The sequence below is a fragment of the Streptomyces sp. NPDC004539 genome (assembly GCF_040610055.1).
Lineage (GTDB): Bacteria > Actinomycetota > Actinomycetes > Streptomycetales > Streptomycetaceae > Streptomyces.
On the sequence record NZ_JBEXLS010000008.1, the window covers coordinates 60939 to 78237 of the forward strand.

The 17299-nt window shown below is 72.2% G+C and carries 15 protein-coding genes, 1 pseudogene and 1 riboswitch; of the genes and pseudogenes, 8 read left to right on the forward strand and 8 right to left on the reverse strand.

Features of this window, described 5'->3' with window-relative positions; genetic code table 11:
* Nucleotides 1-27: 27 nt before the first annotated feature.
* Nucleotides 28-1203, reverse strand: coding sequence for a GNAT family N-acetyltransferase (locus tag ABZX85_RS18340; protein ID WP_355869117.1), 1176 nt, complete (start codon nt 1201-1203; stop codon nt 28-30).
* 431 nt (nt 1204-1634) lie between these two features.
* Between ABZX85_RS18340 and ABZX85_RS18345 the strand changes: the two genes are divergently transcribed.
* Complete coding sequence (locus ABZX85_RS18345) at nt 1635-2462, forward strand: HAD family hydrolase (protein WP_355869120.1); 828 nt, start codon at nt 1635-1637, stop codon at nt 2460-2462.
* Nucleotides 2463-2534: 72 nt separating this feature from the next.
* On the opposite strand, the gene ABZX85_RS18350 is transcribed toward ABZX85_RS18345, so the two are convergent.
* Complete coding sequence (locus ABZX85_RS18350; RefSeq protein WP_355869123.1) at nt 2535-2996, reverse strand: transglycosylase SLT domain-containing protein; 462 nt, start codon at nt 2994-2996, stop codon at nt 2535-2537.
* Nucleotides 2997-3001: 5 nt separating this feature from the next.
* A riboswitch (cyclic di-AMP (ydaO/yuaA leader) is annotated at nt 3002-3177 on the reverse strand.
* A 463-nt stretch (nt 3178-3640) separates the two neighbouring features.
* Between ABZX85_RS18350 and ABZX85_RS18355 the strand changes: the two genes are divergently transcribed.
* The 4 genes from ABZX85_RS18355 to ABZX85_RS18370 all read left to right on the forward strand — a co-directional run bounded on the left by ABZX85_RS18355 (nt 3641) and on the right by ABZX85_RS18370 (nt 8207).
* Nucleotides 3641-4651, forward strand: coding sequence for a polyprenyl synthetase family protein (locus ABZX85_RS18355; RefSeq protein ID WP_355869126.1), 1011 nt, complete (start codon nt 3641-3643; stop codon nt 4649-4651).
* A gap of 292 nt (nt 4652-4943) precedes the next feature.
* A complete protein-coding gene (locus ABZX85_RS18360) occupies nt 4944-6161 on the forward strand; it encodes a DUF2092 domain-containing protein (RefSeq protein ID WP_355869129.1) in 1218 nt (405 codons plus the stop codon).
* 50 nt (nt 6162-6211) lie between these two features.
* Nucleotides 6212-7330, forward strand: a complete 1119-nt coding sequence (locus ABZX85_RS18365) for an ATP-binding cassette domain-containing protein (RefSeq protein ID WP_355869132.1) — start codon at nt 6212-6214, stop codon at nt 7328-7330.
* Nucleotides 7317-8207 carry an ABC transporter permease gene (locus ABZX85_RS18370; RefSeq protein WP_355869135.1) on the forward strand — a complete coding sequence of 297 codons (891 nt, stop codon included), beginning with the start codon at nt 7317-7319 and terminating at the stop codon, nt 8205-8207. The genes ABZX85_RS18365 and ABZX85_RS18370 overlap by 14 nt, the downstream gene beginning before the upstream one ends.
* Before the next feature lie 27 nt (nt 8208-8234).
* Here ABZX85_RS18370 and ABZX85_RS18375 read toward each other — a convergent pair whose 3' ends face one another.
* From ABZX85_RS18375 to ABZX85_RS18385, 3 genes are all read right to left on the reverse strand, one after another.
* Entirely contained in the window at nt 8235-8819 is a 585-nt protein-coding gene (locus tag ABZX85_RS18375; protein ID WP_355869138.1) for an NAD(P)H-dependent oxidoreductase, read from the reverse strand.
* Nucleotides 8820-8930: 111 nt separating this feature from the next.
* Nucleotides 8931-10298 carry an amidase gene (locus ABZX85_RS18380; protein ID WP_355869141.1) on the reverse strand — a complete coding sequence of 456 codons (1368 nt, stop codon included), beginning with the start codon at nt 10296-10298 and terminating at the stop codon, nt 8931-8933.
* 6 nt (nt 10299-10304) lie between these two features.
* Entirely contained in the window at nt 10305-10907 is a 603-nt protein-coding gene (locus ABZX85_RS18385) for an NUDIX hydrolase (protein WP_355869144.1), read from the reverse strand.
* 225 nt (nt 10908-11132) lie between these two features.
* Between ABZX85_RS18385 and ABZX85_RS18390 the strand changes: the two genes are divergently transcribed.
* Nucleotides 11133-12326: a tetratricopeptide repeat protein gene (locus ABZX85_RS18390; protein WP_355869147.1), complete on the forward strand. Its 1194-nt coding sequence runs from the start codon at nt 11133-11135 to the stop codon at nt 12324-12326.
* 165 nt (nt 12327-12491) lie between these two features.
* Here the strand turns inward: ABZX85_RS18390 and ABZX85_RS18395 are convergent, their stop codons facing one another.
* Nucleotides 12492-13445 (reverse strand): M28 family metallopeptidase, encoded by a 954-nt coding sequence (locus ABZX85_RS18395; protein WP_355869150.1) that lies wholly within the window; start codon nt 13443-13445, stop codon nt 12492-12494.
* A 424-nt stretch (nt 13446-13869) separates the two neighbouring features.
* Here ABZX85_RS18395 and ABZX85_RS18400 point away from each other — a divergent pair.
* A pseudogene (locus ABZX85_RS18400) lies at nt 13870-14454 on the forward strand (MFS transporter); the annotation flags it as partial.
* A 32-nt stretch (nt 14455-14486) separates the two neighbouring features.
* Here the strand turns inward: ABZX85_RS18400 and rarD are convergent.
* A complete protein-coding gene (rarD, locus tag ABZX85_RS18405; protein WP_355869944.1) occupies nt 14487-15587 on the reverse strand; it encodes an EamA family transporter RarD in 1101 nt (366 codons plus the stop codon).
* Between the two features lie 245 nt (nt 15588-15832).
* Entirely contained in the window at nt 15833-16687 is an 855-nt protein-coding gene (locus tag ABZX85_RS18410; protein ID WP_355869153.1) for an SDR family oxidoreductase, read from the reverse strand.
* Nucleotides 16688-16850: 163 nt separating this feature from the next.
* Between ABZX85_RS18410 and ABZX85_RS18415 the strand changes: the two genes are divergently transcribed.
* Entirely contained in the window at nt 16851-17198 is a 348-nt protein-coding gene (locus ABZX85_RS18415) for a helix-turn-helix domain-containing protein (RefSeq protein ID WP_355869946.1), read from the forward strand.
* Nucleotides 17199-17299 lie beyond the last annotated feature (101 nt).

Here is a 17299-nt window from a genome sequence, read left to right on the forward strand (position 1 = left end):
TTCGGAGACACCTGCCAGGCGTCCCTGTCAGGCACCCTTCTTGTCGAACCCCCCGGCTGATCCCTCGGCCGATCCCCCGGTCGCCCCTCCGGCAGACCCCCCGGCCGACCCTCCACCGGCCCCGCCCCGCAGCCGCCCGGCACCCTTCAGCACCCGCGCGGCGGTGCTCGCGAGCCGTGGGCGCCCGCGCACGAAGTGGTGTGCCCGGCGCGAGGGTTCCCGGCTCAGCCAGTACAGCGCCGACCCCATCCCCGGCCGCGTCCACGCCCCCTCGTACACGGGGATCTCCCCGGTCCTCAGCGCGTCCTTGTACTCGGCGGCGCCCCGCCCGAGGTCGAGCGTGCCGATCCCCTCGGCCGCCGCCGCCTCGGCCATCCGCAGATGCAGCACGAGCCCCGGCGAGAACTTCGCGAACTCCGTGTCGTACGACGGGAACCAGCAGGCCAGCACGGTCGACGAGCGCAGCCCGAAATGCGCGGCGACGGGGCGCTCACCGGCGTACAGGACCGAGAGCGTGCCGGCGCACTCCGGGGCGCGCGTCTGCGCGAGCAGCCCGACCAGGCGGGTGATCCACTCCTGCGCGAACCGGTCGCGGCGGCCGGTGCGGCGGTACTGCGCGGACTTCCAGGCCATGAGCGCGCGCAGCGCGGCCGGGTCCCGCTCGTCGAACACGAACCTCAACTCGCCCGCCTGGCGGCCCAGTTTGCGTTCCTTCGCCAGTGTCGTCCGCAGGAACTTCGGCGACTGGCCGTGCAGCACCGACTCGTAGGTCTCGTAGCCCTTCTCGACGTCGATGACATAGGCCGGGTACTCGGCGGCGGCGTGCGGGACGAACAGGGCCTGTTCCGCCTCCAGGTTGTCGAAGGCGAAGCTCGACAGGGCGCAGGCCCGCATCAACTCGGCGGTGTCCAGGCCGAGTCCGGGCGCCAGGATCGCGCCCTGGGCGTCCGAGACGCCGTGCGCGAGGGCCTGGCCCATACCGAGCGGACCGCGCTCGTGGGGGAGGAACCCGACGGGTTCACGCCCCTCGTACACCACCGCGACCCGCGCACGCGCCCGTACGCGCCCCACGGCCTCGACGAACTCCGGTTCCATGAACGGATTGCGCGGGGCCGGCGACACGGCGCGCAGCGCACGCCAGCGCTCCCGCTCCCCCTCGCCCAACTCCTGCGCGCGCAGCACACGAATGCGCCCACTGTTCAACCTGACCCCCCGATCAAGTCCCCCCTGGACACCTGGACCGTACCCCTCCAGACAGGGCCCGCGGTAGATAGCGGCTCATGTTGTTGCCAACCGGTGCAGTCTTCGCAGAAGCGTTGGGAATTCGATGGCAGTTCGATGACGAACGTCACCCCGGAGGGCCACCGGGCCGCCGGAAGGACGCCGCCGTCGCCCCGCGCGGGAGGGCGGTTTCGCGAACCGGCCCTCCTGCGCGTGCGCGCGCCAGGTGAACCGGTCTCTCCGCGCGGGTGCCCGTTCCCCTGCCGGGCGACCGGTTTCCGGCCCTCCCGCGCGGGGCGACGTGTGGCCGATTCGCGGGTGCTCCCGGAGGTCGTGGGCCTGTGGCGGGCGCGGGCCGGGGCGAGCCGGTCGGTCGGGCCTCCCGGGGCCGGTGCGGTCCGTATTCTCTGATCATGGCCGCACCCACCACCCCCGCTTCCGGCACGCGCGCGTACGCCCTCGTCGCCACCGACCTGGACGGCACGCTGCTCCGCGCCGACGACACCTTCTCCGACCGCTCGCTGAACGCCCTCCAGCGGGTCGTGGAGGCCGGCGCGCGGCACCTGGTGGTGACCGGCCGCCCGGCCCCCCGGGTGCGCCCCCTGCTGGAGATCCTGCGCGGCAGAGGGCTCGCGGTGTGCGGCCAGGGAGCGCAGGTGTACGACGCCGGCGCGGACCGCCTGCTGTGGTCCGTCACGCTCGACCGCGAACTCGCGGAGACCGCGCTCGGCAAGATCGAGGCGGAGGTCGGCCAGGTGTACGCCGCCGTCGACCAGGACGGCGTGGACGGGCTGACGCTGATCGAACCGGGCTACCTGATGCCGCACCCGACGCTCCCGGCGCTGCGCGTGGGCCGTCGCGAGGATCTCTGGTGCGAGCCGATCAGCAAGGTGCTCCTGCGCCACCCGGCGCTCACGGACGACGAACTGGCGGCCACCGCGCGCGCGGCGGTCGGTTCGCTCGCCACCGTCACGATGTCGGGGCCCGGCACGGTCGAGCTCCAGCCGAGCGGTGTCACGAAGGCGACGGGTCTCGCGCTGGCCGCCGAGCGCCTCGGGGTCGCCCCGGAGGACACGGTCGCCTTCGGGGACATGCCGAACGACATCCCGATGTTCGAGTGGTCGGCCTACGGGGTCGCGATGGCGAACGCGCACCCGGAGCTCAAGGCGGTGGCCGACGAGGTCACCGGTTCGAACGAGGAGGACGGTGTGGCGACCGTTCTTGAACGGATGTTTCCGTAACGCGAGCCCTTGGAGGGCCGGTACGGACGCCGAGGGAGCCCCGATCCGAAACCGGGGCTCCCACAGGGACGGTCAGTACGCGCCGAACACGTTGTCGATCGACCCGTACACCGCCGCCGCGTAGTTGCACGCGGCGGTGATGTTCGCGACCGGGTCGTACGGGTCGTACGCGGTCCCGGAGACGTGGTACGCCTGGAAGGTCGGGTCGATGACCTGGAGGAGGCCCTTGGAGGGCGTCCCGGCGGCGGCGTTGGAGTCCCAGTTGTTGATGGCCCAGGGATTGCCGGAGGACTCGCGGATGATGTTGCGGTAGATGCCGTCGTAGCTGCCCGGGATGCCCTTCTGGGCCATGATCGCGAGGGACTCGCGAATCCAGCCGTCCAGGGTGTTCGGGTACCCGGCGACCGTGGTCGACGAGGTGCCGCCGGCGGCGGACGCGCTGGTCGCGCCGACGATCGGGAGGGCGAGCAGGGCCGTGCCGGTGGCGGCGACGGCGAGGGCTCGGGCGAGACGCTTCTTGCGGATTGCAGGCATGGCGGTGTTCCTCTCCGGCGCCTGCGAGGTGAGCTGTCGGGTTCGGGCGGGGAGGTGCCCGGCCGGTCCACCGGGGAGGTGGCACGGCTTCACCCCTAGCCGTCCCGGAGCGTGTCCGGTGCGGCGTACTACCTGGGTCCCCCGCTCCTGCCGTACGCGAGTGGTTCGTCGATGGGGTGGTGAAGGGCGGCGGCAGGATTAGGCGTCCGCCCGACCCGGCGGAACGTATGCGAGAGCACATGTCCGGAACAAGTGCCGGATTCACATCTCGTCCCTATTGACCTCTGCCTGAGGCGTATGGGGTGCTTGATCCTTTGCGATCGCCAAGCGTCAACTGGCCAACGGGGGAACGGCGGAGGAGGGGTGCGGGGGAGGGTGGGTGAAGAAAGTGCCCGTGACTCAACTCACGAAATAGCAATAACGGCAAAATGGACACAAGGTATTTATGTCTGAATATGACGTGTCTTATTGGTCGATCGGATGCATAACGGGCGTGATCCGATAGCGCCCGTGCTGTAACCGTGGGGGCTATCGGTGATCGAAACGTGACCGGATACGCTGACTTGAGTGAGGGCAGCGACCTATCGACAAACCGTGTAATCGCCAACATTCGCCCGTGGGCAACAGCAGACAGGAGATCCCTCGTGACCGTCGTCGGGCCGTTCGGGCTGAGCGTGCGGGACCAGGCACTGGAAGCCGATGTCCAGGCCGGATTGGCGGCCGTCGAGGAGGGCCTGCTCGAAGCCACCAAGAGCGAGGTCCCCTTCATCACGGAGGCCGCGCAGCACCTCGTGCGCGCCGGGGGCAAACGATTCCGGCCACTGCTGGTGATGCTCTCCGCGCAGTTCGGCGACCCGTACGCGCCCGGTGTCGTGCCGTCGGCGGTCGGCGTCGAACTCACCCACCTCGCCACGCTGTACCACGACGACGTCATGGACGAGGCCGAGGTCCGGCGCGGGGTGGCCAGCCCCAACGCCCGCTGGGGAAACTCCGTCGCCGTCCTCACCGGTGACTTCCTCTTCGCGCGCGCGTCCCAGATCCTCGCCGACCTCGGGCCCGAGGTCGTCCGCATCCAGGCCGAGGCGTTCGAACGGCTCGTCACCGGCCAGATCCTGGAGACCGCGGGGCCCACCGACGGCCGCGACCCGGTCGACCACTACCTCGACGTCCTCGCCGGCAAGACCGGCTCCCTGGTCGCCGTCTCCTGCCGCTTCGGCGCGATGACCTCCGGCGCGGACGAGACCGTCGTCGACGTCCTCACGCAGTACGGCGAACGCCTCGGCGTCGCCTTCCAGCTCGCGGACGACGTCCTCGACATCGCCTCCGACTCCCACGAGTCCGGCAAGACCCCCGGCACGGACCTGCGCGAGGGCATCCCCACGCTCCCGGTCCTGCGCCTGCGCGAGCGCGCCGCCCGGCTCGGCCTCGCCGAGGACGTCGCCCTGTGCGAACTCCTCGACTCCGACCTCACCGACGACACCCGTCACGCCGAGGCCCTCGCCGCCCTGCGCGCCCACCCCGCCCTCGAACAGGCCCGCCGCGACACGGTCCGCTACGCCGAGGAAGCCCGTTCCGCCCTGTCCCCCCTCCCCGACTGCGACGCGAAACTCGCCCTCGTGGAGATGTGCGACGCGGTGGTCCACCGGGCCGGCTAGGGCTCCGTATATCCGCAGGTCAAACCCCTGATCCGGCTTGCGTTCCGCCCGCCCTCACCACCAGGTACGACGACGCGACCCCCTAGGGGACTACGGGACGCCGGAGTGCCGTGTCATACCCCAGGAGTACGCGGAGTTGACTCTGCGGGGTGACGCCGGGGACTGGTCCGGTTTGGTGTGATGGATGCGGAACACAGGACCACGACTCACCGATTCGGGTGAGAATGGCGGTCAGGGGTGGGGCGCGCGGAGGTGCCCACCGGCCGCCGAACTCGACGGAGGTAAGGCAGACATGGCACCGAACGCAACCGACGACCACGAGACCCCGACCCCCGTCACCGACGCCGACGAGGCGAGGTCCCGCCGCCGCAGGACGGCCGCGCGGTACGTCGTTCCGGTGACGGTCGTGGGCGTGGCCGCCGCCACCATCGGCCTCGTCCCCGCCCTCGCCGACTCCGGCGACCCCGACCTGCCGCGGATAACGGCCCAGCAGCTCCTGGACAAGGTCGCCGCGTCGGACGTCCAGCAGCTCTCCGGCACCGTCAAGATCACCACCGACCTGGGCCTGCCCGACCTCGGCGGCCTGGAGAGCGGCCTCCTCGCCGGCGCGACCCAGTCCTCGGACGGCTCCTCCGCCGACCCCTCCACCAAGCTCATGGAGCTGGCCTCCGGCACGCACACGCTGCGCGTGGCCACCGACGGCCCCGAGAAGCAGAAGCTCTCCCTCCTGGAGAACGCCGCGGAGTACAGCCTCGTCCACAACGGCAAGGACGTCTGGGGCTACGACAGCAAGTCGAACGAGGTCTACCACTCCACGCTCTCCGAGGCGGCCCGCAAGCAGTCGCAGGCCCCGGCGACCCCCAAGGACCTCACGGAAGAGACCCTGAAGTCCCTCGACCCCACGACCTCGGTGAAGGTCGACGGCACGGTCCACGTCGCGGGCCGCGACGCCTACAAACTGCTGGTGACGCCCAAGCAGTCCGGTACGACGGTCGGCGCGATCAGCATCGCCGTCGACGCCGAGACGGGCCTGCCCCTGAAGTTCACGCTCACCCCGAGGAGCGGCGGCGCGGCCGTCGTCGACGCCGGCTTCACCCAGGTCAGCTTCGCCAAGCCGGCCGCCTCCACCTTCGACTTCACCCCGCCCAAGGGCGCCAAGGTCACCCAGGGCGAGGAGCTGCGCGGCGACGAGGGCAAGGACGCCCCCGACACGGAGAACGGCAAGCAGGGCCTCGGCGAGGACCTCACGGGCCTGAACGTCCTGGGCAAGGGCTGGACGTCGATCGCCACGTACGACACGGGCACGGAAGGCGTCCCCGCCGCCGACCACCCGGACGCCGGCGCCTTCGGCGGTTTCATCGACTCCTTCGGCGACAAGGTCTCCGGCGACTTCGGCAAGGGCACCGTCTTCTCCACCCGCCTGGTCAACGCCCTGATCACCGACAACGGCAAGGTCTACGTCGGCGCGGTCACGAAGGACGCCCTGGTGAAGGCCGCCGAGGGCAACTGAGTACGGTTACGGGGAGACGGCCACCGCGTCGTCACCGGATCGGGGGAGCCATGCCACACCCGCCGACAGCGCGGACACCGGCCGCGGAGCCGGGACCGGAGAAGGGCCCGGGCCTCGAAGAGGGCCCGGACCGACTCCCGGCGGCCCACTCCGGCCCCGCCCCGCAGTCGGCGGACCCCGGCGGCCCCGTCCCGCAGCCGGCGGACCGCCTCGGTCCCGGCCCCCTCCCCGCCCCCGACGCCTCGGTGATCCACACCCACGGCCTCACGAAGCGCTTCCGGGGAGGTCAGCTCGCCGTCGACTCCCTCGACCTGACGGTCCCCGGGGGCAGCGTCTTCGGCTTCCTCGGCCCGAACGGCTCGGGGAAGACGACGACCATCAGGATGCTGATGGGCCTGATCGCCCCGACCTCGGGGACCGCGAGGGTGCTCGGCAGGCCGATGCCGGGCGCGGCCCGCGAGGTCCTCCCGGAGGTGGGCGCGCTGATCGAGGGGCCCGCGCTGTACGGCTTCCTGTCCGGCCGGGACAACCTCCTCCGGTACGACGCGGCGGACCCGACGGCCGATCCCCGCACCCGGGCCGCGCGCGTCGGGGCGGCGCTGGAGCGGGTCGGGCTGACGGCCGCCGCCGGCAAGAAGGCGAAGGCGTACTCCCTCGGCATGAAACAGCGCCTCGGCCTCGCGTCGGCGCTGCTGAAACCCAGACGCCTCCTGGTGCTCGACGAGCCGACGAACGGCCTGGACCCGCAGGGCATGCGGGAGATCCGCGCCCTGATCAGAGAACTCGCGGCGGACGGGACGACGGTGTTCCTCTCCTCCCACCTCCTGGACGAGATCGAGCAGGTCTGCACGCACGCGGCGGTGATGGCGCGCGGCCGGCTGATCGTGCAGGGCGAGGTGCGGGAGCTGGCGGCGCGGACGCGCGGCCGGCTGGTGGTGACGACACCGGACCCGGCGGAGGCCGCGCGCGTGCTGAAGGAGGAGGGCCTCGCCGAGGTCACCGCGGAGGGCGAGCGGGTCACGGCCGAGCCCCCGGAGCGGGACCTCGCGGAGGTGAACGCCGCGCTGGTGGCCGCCGGCGTCCGGGTGCGCGGCTTCACCCTGCGGCGGGCCTCCCTGGAGGACGCGTTCGTGGAGCTGACCGGAGAGGGATTCGATGTCGCGGGCTGAGACGGCTCCGGTGCTGCGGGCACCGAACCCGCTGTGGACGCTGGGCCTGCTGCGCGGCGAGCTGGTGACCACGCTGCGCCGCTGGCGCACCCTGGCCCTGCTGGGCGTGCTCGCGGCGGTCCCGGTGCTGGTCGGCATCGCGGTGCGGATCGAGACGGGCGACGGCTCGACGGGGCCCGGCCCCGGCGGTGGGGGCGGGGGAGAGGGCCCGGCGTTCATCTCGCAGGTCACGAACAACGGCCTGTTCCTGGTGTTCACGGCCCTCGCGGCGACCCTGCCGTTCTTCCTGCCGATGGCGGTGGGCGTGATAGCCGGGGACGCGATCGCGGGCGAGGCGAACGCGGGGACGCTGCGCTACCTCCTGGTCGCCCCGGCCGGCCGTACCCGCCTGCTGCTCACCAAATACCTGACGACGATGACGTTCTGCCTGATCGCGACCCTGGTCGTGGCGCTCTCCGCGCTGGCGGTCGGCGCGCTGCTCTTCCCGCTGGGCGATCTGACGACGATCTCGGGCACCCGCATCACCTTCTCCGAGGGCCTGTGGCGGGCGTTCCTGATAGCGCTCGTGGTGGCCGCGTCCCTGATGGGCGTGGCGGCGCTCGGCCTGTTCGTGTCGACCCTGACCAACAGCGGCATCGCGGCGATGGCGACCACGGTCGGCCTGCTGATCACGGTCCAGATCGTCGACCAGATCCCCCAGCTCCACGCCGTCCACCCGTACCTGTTCTCCCACTACTGGCTGTCCTTCGCCGACCTCATGCGCGAGCCGGTCTACTGGGACGACCTCCAGAAGAACCTGGGCCTCCAGGCCCTGTACGCGGCGGTGTTCGGCTCGGCGGCCTGGGCCCGCTTCACGACGAAGGACATCACGGCCTGACGCCGCGTCCCCGGCACTCCGTCCCCGTCACCCCGCCTCGTGCGGGAAGCGGGCGAGCGGTGCCTCCTCCGCGAAGAAGCCCTTGGCCCGCCCCAGCGCCTCGGTGTCCTTGAGGACGTCCTCGCGGTCGGTCCCGTTGCCGAGCAGCACCCCGCCGAACCGCATCCGCATGAACGCCGCGGTGTGGTGGAGGGTCCCGGTGAGCGGTTCGGCGCGCGAGGCGTCACCGGCGTAGGCGGAGACGCCCCAGAGGGTGCGCCCGGCCATCACCTCCCGGAAGTCGATCCCGGGCACCCGCAGCCATCCCGACCAGTGGTCGAGGTACCGCTTGGTGAGCGCGGAGACGGAGTACCAGTACAGCGGCGAGGCGATGACGAGGTCGGTGGCCCGGAGGGTGGCGTCCAGCAGGAGGCGGGAGTTCGGGTCGGTGGGGGCGGTGTAGCCCTCGTCGTGACGCAGGTCGGGGAAGTCGGGCAGCGGATGGTCGGCGAGCCGGACCCACTCCTGCCCGACCCTCTCGGGCAACTGCTCGGCGGCCCGGCGCGCGAGGAGTTCGGTGTTGCCGCCCAGCCGGCCGCTGCCGAGCAGGAACAGGAAACGACGGTCCGTCATGAGTCCCCCAGAAATAGGCGAGGAGTGATTATATGCGCGCGCAAGCATTGCCGGGAGGGGGATCATTTCGGGCGGGGCGGGGAGGTGGCCAGGGCGCGGCGGGTGGGGGGATCACCAGGGTGTGACAGGGGGATCGCCGAGCGCGGCAGAAGGGTTGCCCTGCACGGCAGGAGGATCGCCCGGCGTGGCAGGAGGATCACCCAGGCTCCAGGGCAGCGCCGAGGCCACGGCCAGCAGCAACCCCTCGCCACCGGGAGGCGCGACGATCTGGAGCCCCACGGGACACCCGTCCGCCCCCACCCCCGCCGGCACGCTGACCGCCGGATGCCCACTCAGGTTGAACGCCCACGTCAGAGCCGTGGAGTACCGCTCCCCGGGCCCCTCGTGCCCATGCGCCGCGTTCGGCGTGACGGGCGTCAGCAGCAGATCCGCCGCCCGGAACACCTCCGCCAGCCGCCGGTCATTGACCTCACGCACCCCGGCCTCGCGAGCCCCGGCTTCACGCACCCCGGCCTCGCGAGCCCTGGCCTCACGCACCCCCGCCCCACGCGCGCCGCCTCCCCGAACCCCGCCTCCCCGAACCCGCCCCTCCCGAGCCTCACCCTCCCGCACCCCGGCCCCCGGAACCCCACCTTCCCGAACCCCGCCCACCCCCACCCCACCCGGCGACCGCAGCGCGAGCCACGCCTCCGCCGGGTCCTCCAGCACCACCGCCCGCCCGGTGAGCCGTACGACACCGCTCTCGGCGAGCCGCAGTGCCGCCGCGCGCGCGAGCGCCACCGGCTCGGGATCGCAGTCGGCATACCCGAGGTCGGCGGACCAGACGGCGTCCAACGGCCGGGACGGCAGCGGGAGGGGCTCCCCGGACAGCGCCCGCCAGCACGCCGCCGCGTCCGCCGGGTGCCGTGCGAAGAAGCCGGGTGCCGCCAGTCCCGTACGGTCGGGGCTCGGCAGCCGCCCGTTCCCGAGCTTCAGCCCGAACACCCCGCACCACGCGGCGGGAATCCGCACCGACCCGGCCCCGTCGCTCCCGGTCGCGAGCGGCACCACCCCCGCGGCCACGGCGACCGCGGACCCGGCCGACGACCCGCCGGGCGTCCGGTCGTGGCGCCAGGGGTTGACCGTACGGCCGTGCCGCCCGAGCCCCCACGTCTGCCAGGCGGTCCCCGCGCCCGGCACGGCGGTGCCCCCGACGGGCACGCACCCGGCGCCGATCAGCGCCGCCACCTCCGGACGCCACCCCCGGGCGCCCCGCCGCCCCTTGACCCCGATCGGCACCCCCGCCAGCGGCAGCGCCTCCCCGGCCGCGACCCGCGCATCCACCTCGCGGGCGTACACGCCCGCCTCAGCCGCCCAGACCTCACGGAACGCACCGAGTATCGGATCAACCCGTTCCAGGCGCTCCAGGGCCCCTTCCAGGACTTCCGCGGCGGTCGTGGCGCCCGAGCGGACGGCCGCGGCGACGGAGACGGCGGACACGGGCGCTCAGCCGCCGACGCCGGGAAGGGCGCCGGGATCGCCAGGGGCACCGGGGTCGCCAGGGTCACCGAGATCGCCGGGACCGCCGAGATCGAGGAGCAGCGCCATGACCCCCACCAGCGTGGCCCCGCTGACGATCTCCCGACGGGCGATCAACGCGCGCAGGCGCGCGAGGGGAATCCACTCCACCCGGTCGGACTCGTTGCGCTCGGTCGGCGGACCGATCCGGCGCGCGTCGTCCGTACGGAACACGTGATGACGGCTGTCGGTGATCCCGGCGGCCGGCTCGGAGCGGACGAGTTCGCGTACGGAGCCGGGACGCCACCCGGTCTCCTCCTCCAGCTCCCGCGCCGCCGCCCGCGCGGGAGACTCGCCGTCCTCGACGAGACCCATCGGCAGCTCCCAGGCCCACGTGTCCGTGAGGAACCGGTGCCGCCACATCATCAGGACACGCCGCTCCCGGTCGACGGCCGCGAGCACCGCGAGGTCCCGCAGCCGCACCGCGTGGTACTCCGTACGGGTGCCGTCCGGTTGTTCCACATCGAGCGCGCGCAGGCGGACCCACGGCGTGTCGTACAGCGTCCGTTCGCCGTGGACGGTCCAGCGCATCAGGCCCCCCGGAGTGCGTCGTACCGCCTCATCCTCGGGCAACCCGCCTTGTGGATCAACGAAGTTGTGTACGGCGCCGGATTCCGGCCAGGTATCTGGAACGAGGCTGTGACGTCCCGGTGACGCGAGCGGCGGGGCGGAGCGGCCATACTCGCCGGTAAGCGTGTTTATCGGATCGTGACGCGCGGAACGCCGGTTCCCCGGCAGAACCGAGTGAGGAACACCATGTCTCGACCCAGCCGAGAGCCCCTCCCGGGGCCCGCCGTGATGGCACCGGCGCCGATCGACGTCCGGGTCGTCGGGGACACCGCGTCCGTCGGCGGGGTGCCCGTCACCGCTCCCGAGGGCGAGGAGATCCAGCACGTGGTCCTCGCGCACCTCCGCCGCATCGCCGTCGCCACCGGCCACGCCGTCCTGGCCACCGTCCACGACGAACGCAGCGGCTACGTCGTCCCGATCCAGGTCGAACCCGACGGTTCGAGCACCCTCACCGCCGAACCGGTCCCGATCACCCCCACCACCGATCCGTACGACGACGAGCCCCTCACAGCCCCACCCGGCACCGTCACCCAGCCGACCGGCGTCTTCGGCCCCCCACCGGCGATGGACGAGACCCTCACCCCCGGCCCCACCCCGGAGCACCCGTACGACGCTCCCGGCCCGACCGCCTCACCGGCACCCCCGGTCACCGCACCGCGGCCCCTCCCGGTCGAACCGGCATCCCCGGTCACCACGTCGCAGACCTTCCCGGCCGAACCGGCGTACCCGGAGCCCGCCCTCGCGCCGCGCCCCGTTCCCCCGCCGCCCTCCCTGGAAACCCCGCCCCGCCCGGCTCCCGTCCCTCTCGTCGACCCCGAGACCGTGATCCCGGAGCCCTCCCCGAAGCACACACCCGCGCGCGGGTTCGACGCGGTGGCGGAAGCGGTGCTCGGCGACGACCCCCGGGACACCGGTGCCGTCCCGCCCGGCCCGCTCGCCGGGCCGACCGCGCGGATCAACGAGGCCGTCCGCGCCGGCCGCATCGACATGGCGGCCGAACTGGCGGAGCGGACCGTCGAGGAGGCGTCCGGCGCGCTCGGCGCGGACCACCCCGAGGTGCTGCGGCTGCGGGAACTCGCCGCGTACATCGCGTACCTCGCGGGCGACCCGGTGCGCGCCTTCCACGTCTCCCTCGACGTCGCGTGGGCCCACCGGCGCACCGGGGACTCCGAGGCCGCCTACGGCAACGTCCAGAGCGCCGCGACGGCCTGGCGGGCCGTCCGGGAGCCCGTCCAGGGCCTGAACCTCGGCAACGAACTCCTCGGCCTGTGGACCGCCCTCTCCGCCGACGGCGGCCCCGCCGCGGAGGACCCCTCCGCCCTGGACTCCGCCCGCTCCCGGATGCTGCGGCTGGCGGAGCGGGCGGCGGCGGTACGGTGACGTGACGACGGGACGGTCTCGTCGCGGCGAAACGCAGACGTAGCGATGTAACGCAGACGTAGCAACGAAACGGGTGCGTTACGACGAAACGTTGTCGTCGCAACGCACCCGGCGTCATGGCGCCGTCACGACGCCGTCACGACGGTACGTGCCCGTCCCGACGCATCACGACGACAGCGTCCACACCGCGTACGCCGCCGCGTCCGAGTTCCGGTCCAGTGCCGTGTCGCTGATGTTGGCCGTCGTGTCGCACGACGAGTGGTAGCACCGGTCGAACGCCTGGCCCGACGTGCCGCCCCACTTGGTGACCTGGGCGGCGGTCTTGGTGCGGCTGGCGCCGGTGAAGAGGCCGCCGACCGGGACGCCCGCGCTCTTGAAGGGGGCGTGGTCGGAGCGGCCGTCGCCCTCCGTCTCGATCTCGGTCGGGACACCGATACCGGCGAAGTAGTCCTTGAAGGTCTTCTCGATGGTGGGGTCGTCGTCGTAGACGAAGTAGCCGGGGTTGGGGGAGCCGATCATGTCGAAGTTGAGGTAGCCGCTGATCTTGGCGCGGTTCGTGGCGGAGAGGTTGTTCACGTAGTACCGGGAGCCGACGAGGCCGAGCTCCTCGGCGCCCCACCAGGCGAATCTCAGGTGCTTGGTGGGCTGGTAGTTCGCGCGGGACACGGCGAGGGCGATCTCCAGGACGGCGGAGGAGCCGGAGCCGTTGTCGTTGATGCCGGCGCCCGAGGTCACGCTGTCGAGATGTGACCCTGACATGACAATCTGATTCGGGTCTCCGCCGGGCCAGTCGGCTATGAGGTTGTAGCCGGTGCTGCCGGAGGAGGTGAACTGCTGGACGGTGGTGGTGAATCCGGCCGCGTCCAGCTTGCCCTTCACGTAGTTGATCGAGGCGAGGTAGCCGGCCCGGCCGTGCGCGCGGTTGCCGCCGTTGGCCGTCGCGATCGACTGCAACTGCGTGAGGTGGGCCTTCACGTTGGCCACCGGGATGTCGGGCGCGGCGGCCAGCGTCCCGGTGTTCGCCGCACCCGCGGCCGACCCGGTGACGGCGGTCGCGAACAGGGTGACACCCGCGACGACGGCAGCGGCCGACGCCCGCGCGGAGACAGAGAGCTTCATGGTGGGGGGCTCCGGAATCCAGTCCTGGCGGTGCTCCCGTGCGGGGGTTTCCGCAGGGAACCCGCAGTTGATGGGGTGACTGGATGGTGAAGCCGAGGTCAACGGTCAGTCAAGAGGGCTATATGAGCGGGGAGTTGGAGAAAGCGAGAGGAGAGGGGGATATCGCCCCGGCCCTTTGACACCCCTGACACATTCGCGCCTTCCCTTGGGCCCGACCTGCCCGAGTCTTCCGCCCGGCACACCCGGACGCGCTGTCCTGCCGCCCCGGCATGCCCGCGCCCCACCTCCACCCACCGGCGCTCACGCCGCGCCCGCCGCCCCCCTCCTCGCCGGCGCCGCGCGACTGATCCCGCCGGCACCCCGTACACCCCGTAGTACTCAGGGGCGCTTCGACCTCCCCGGCGCCCTCCTGGCCACCGCGACGATGCTGACGGCCGCCTACACGGTCGTACGCCTCGAACACGGCACCCGGGACTGGCTGCCGACGGCGGTCTCGGGGCTGGCGGCGCCGGCGCTGGCGTGGGGGTTCGTCCGGGTGGAACGCCGGGCCCCGTACCCCCTGGTCCGGCTGTCGATCCTGCGGGAGGCGAACATCCTGCGCGCGGACCTCGGCGCGCTGCTGTTCCTCGGCGCGTTCTTCGGTTTCCAGTTCGTCCTGACCCTGTACCTACAGGAGCTGCGCGGCTGGTCCCCGCTGGAGACCGCCCTGGCGCTGCTGGTCATGGGCTGCGACGCGATCCTCGCCCCGACCCTCACCCCCTGGCTGGTCGCCCGCTTCGGGAACGCCCGGGTGATCGTCGGCGGCTTCGTCTGCGCGACCGCGGCGTACGGCACGTTCCTCCCTCTCGGGAGGGACTGGTCGTACGGGGTGATGCTCCCGGCCCTGTTCGTCGCCGGCCTCTCCTTCGCGCTGGCCTACGGCCCCCTGACGATCGCGGCGACCGACGGGGTACGCCCCGAGGAACAGGGCCTCGCCGGCGGCCTCCTGCACACGTCGACCCAGTTCGGCTCCGCGCTCGGCATCTCCGCGGTCACGGCGGTCTACGGCTTGGCGACGGGCGGCGTCGGCTCGGCCTCCGGTACTACCCCGGAAGGGGTAGGGGTCACCCCGGCAGGGGCTGCCTCAGCTAGGGCCGCTCCCGGTTCCGCCCCCGTCCCCGTACCCGTAGGTATCACCCCTGAGGAGACGCTCTCCGCCTTCCGCACCGCGCTGACGGTCCCCGTCGCGATGGCCGCGCTCGGCACGCTGATCTCGCTCCTCGCCCTGCGCGCCGTCCGCCACGCGTCCCCCGTCAGGAGCAGCAGCGCGAGCCACACCAGCCCGAAGCCGGCCCAGCGCTCGGGCGGCATGTCCTCGCCGAAGTAGACGACCCCGAGGAGGAACTGGAACACCGGCGCGAGGTACTGGAGCAGCCCCAGCGTGGACAGCGGCACTCGGATCGCCGCCGCACCGAAACAGACGAGCGGTACGGCCGTGACGACACCGGTCGAGGCGAGCAGCGCGGCGTGCCCGGGGCCCTCGCCCGTGAACGTCGACTCGCCCGCGGAGCTCAGCCACAGCAGATAGCCGAGCGCGGGCAGGAACTGCACGGCCGTCTCGGCGGCCAGCGACTCCACCCCGCCGAGGTTGACCTTCTTCTTGACCAGCCCGTACGTCGCGAAGGAGAAGGCGAGGACCAGGGAGATCCAGGGCAGCCGCCCGTAGCCTGCGGTCAGGACGACGACGGCGAGGAACCCGACCCCCACCGCCACCCACTGCACGGGCCGCATCCGCTCCTTCAGCAGCAGGACGCCCATGGCGATGGTGACCAGCGGGTTGATGAAGTACCCGAGGGACGCCTCGACGACGTGCCCGGTGTTGACGGCCCAGATGTACACGCCCCAGTTGACGGTGATGACCGTCGCCGCGACCACCACCAGCGCGAGCCGCCGGGGCTGGCGGACCAGCTCCTTCGCCCACGCCCAGCGCCGTACGAAGAGCAGCGCGCCGGCGACGAGGGCGAGCGACCACACCATCCGGTGGGCCAGGATCTCCACCGACCCGGCGGGCTTGAGCAGCGGCCAGTACAGGGGGACGAGGCCCCACATCCCGTAGGCGGCGATCCCGTTCGCCATGCCTATTCGCTGCTCGCCCTTCGGCATCCCGGCCACGACACCTCCCGCTCGCCACACCTGCCCACGCCTTCGCGGCGCCGGGACGAAGGTAGCGGGGGAGGGGCGGGGATGTCATGCGTGTATCGCGATACGGTCATGACGGCGCCGTGCGGGTGGCTCTCAGGTACCCCTGGGCGGCCCGAACCACCCAAGTACTACGGGGTGTACGACCGACGCCCATCCGCGCCACCCGTACACCCCGTAATACCCCTAGGGGCTCAAGCCCCCGGCACTCAGCCCTTCAGCGCCACTGAGATCGCCTCAGAGATCGGCGAAGCCGCCCGCCCGGTCAGCCGCGACAGATCCCCGGACGTGATCTCCAGCTCACCCTTCTCGATGGACGCGTCGACCCCGGCGAAGATCTGCGCGACCGGCTCCGGCAGCCCGGCGCCGACGAGGATGCCGGTGAGCACCTCGGTCGTGACGTTGTTGTAGGCGATCTCCCGCCCGAGCTGCGCGCTCAGCTCGGCCGCGTACTCGCCGAGGCTCCAGGAGACGTCGCTGCCGAGCTCGTACGTCTGGTTCTCGTGCCCCTCGCCGGTCAGCACGGCGACGGCCGCGGCGGCGTAGTCCGCGCGGGAGGCGGAGGAGACGCGGCCCTCGCCGGCCGCCGCGACGACGGCGTTGTGCTCCAGGACCGGGCCCAGGTTCTCGGTGTAGTTCTCGTGGTACCAGCCGTTGCGCAGCAGCGTGTACGGCAGGCCGGAGGCGAGCAGCGCCTTCTCGGTGGCCCGGTGGTCGTCCGCGAGCGCGGCCTTCAGGGAGCCGGGGGCGCTGGTGTACGCGAGGAGGGCGACGCCCGCGGCCTTGGCGGCGTCGATGACGACCTGGTGCTGGGCGGGGCGGTCGTTGCCGACCTCGCTGCCCGAGATCAGCAGGACCTTGTCGCCGGCGGCGAGGACGCCGTCGAAGGACTCGGGGGTGTTGTAGTCCGCGACGGCGAGCTTCACGCCGCGCTCCGCGAGGTCCGCGGCCTTGGCCTCGTCGCGTACGACGGCCGTGATCTGCTCCGCGGGAACCTTCTCCAGCAACTGCTCCACGACGTGGCGGCCGAGGTGTCCGGTGGCTCCGGTGACGACGATGCTCATAGCTCATGACTCCTTGTGGGGTGCTCTGCGCACTAACCATAGGAGTTGCGCTAACCAAAGGAAAGTACCCACTTTGAAGTAAGGTACTGGCATGTCGGTAACCACAGAGGGCTCGGAGAACTTCACGGAACTGGCGCGGGCGCACCAGACGGCGGACGGCGGGATGTGCCCCCACCGCCTGGTCCTGGAGCACGTCACCAGCCGCTGGGGCGTCCTCGTCCTCATCGAACTCCTCGACGGCGCCCGCCGGTTCAGCGAACTGCGCCGGGCGATAGGCCGCGTGAGCGAAAAAATGCTCGCCCAGACCCTCCAGACCCTCGAACGCGACGGCTTCGTCCACCGCGCCGCCCAGCCCGTCATCCCCCCACGCGTCGACTACTCCCTCACCCCCCTCGGCCACGAGGCCGCCGAACGAGTCCGCTCCCTCGCCGCCTGGACCCAGACCCGCCTCCCCGAGATCTTCGAGGCCCGCGAGCAGTACGACTCCCGCAGGGAATCCACCCCGACCTGACCCGTACGGGAGCGTCGGCCCGAGCCTCGCAATCACAACCAGGCCCGCCCGAACACAGAGCCGGCCCCGTCCGCAAACACGGACAGCCCCCCGACGCCCCG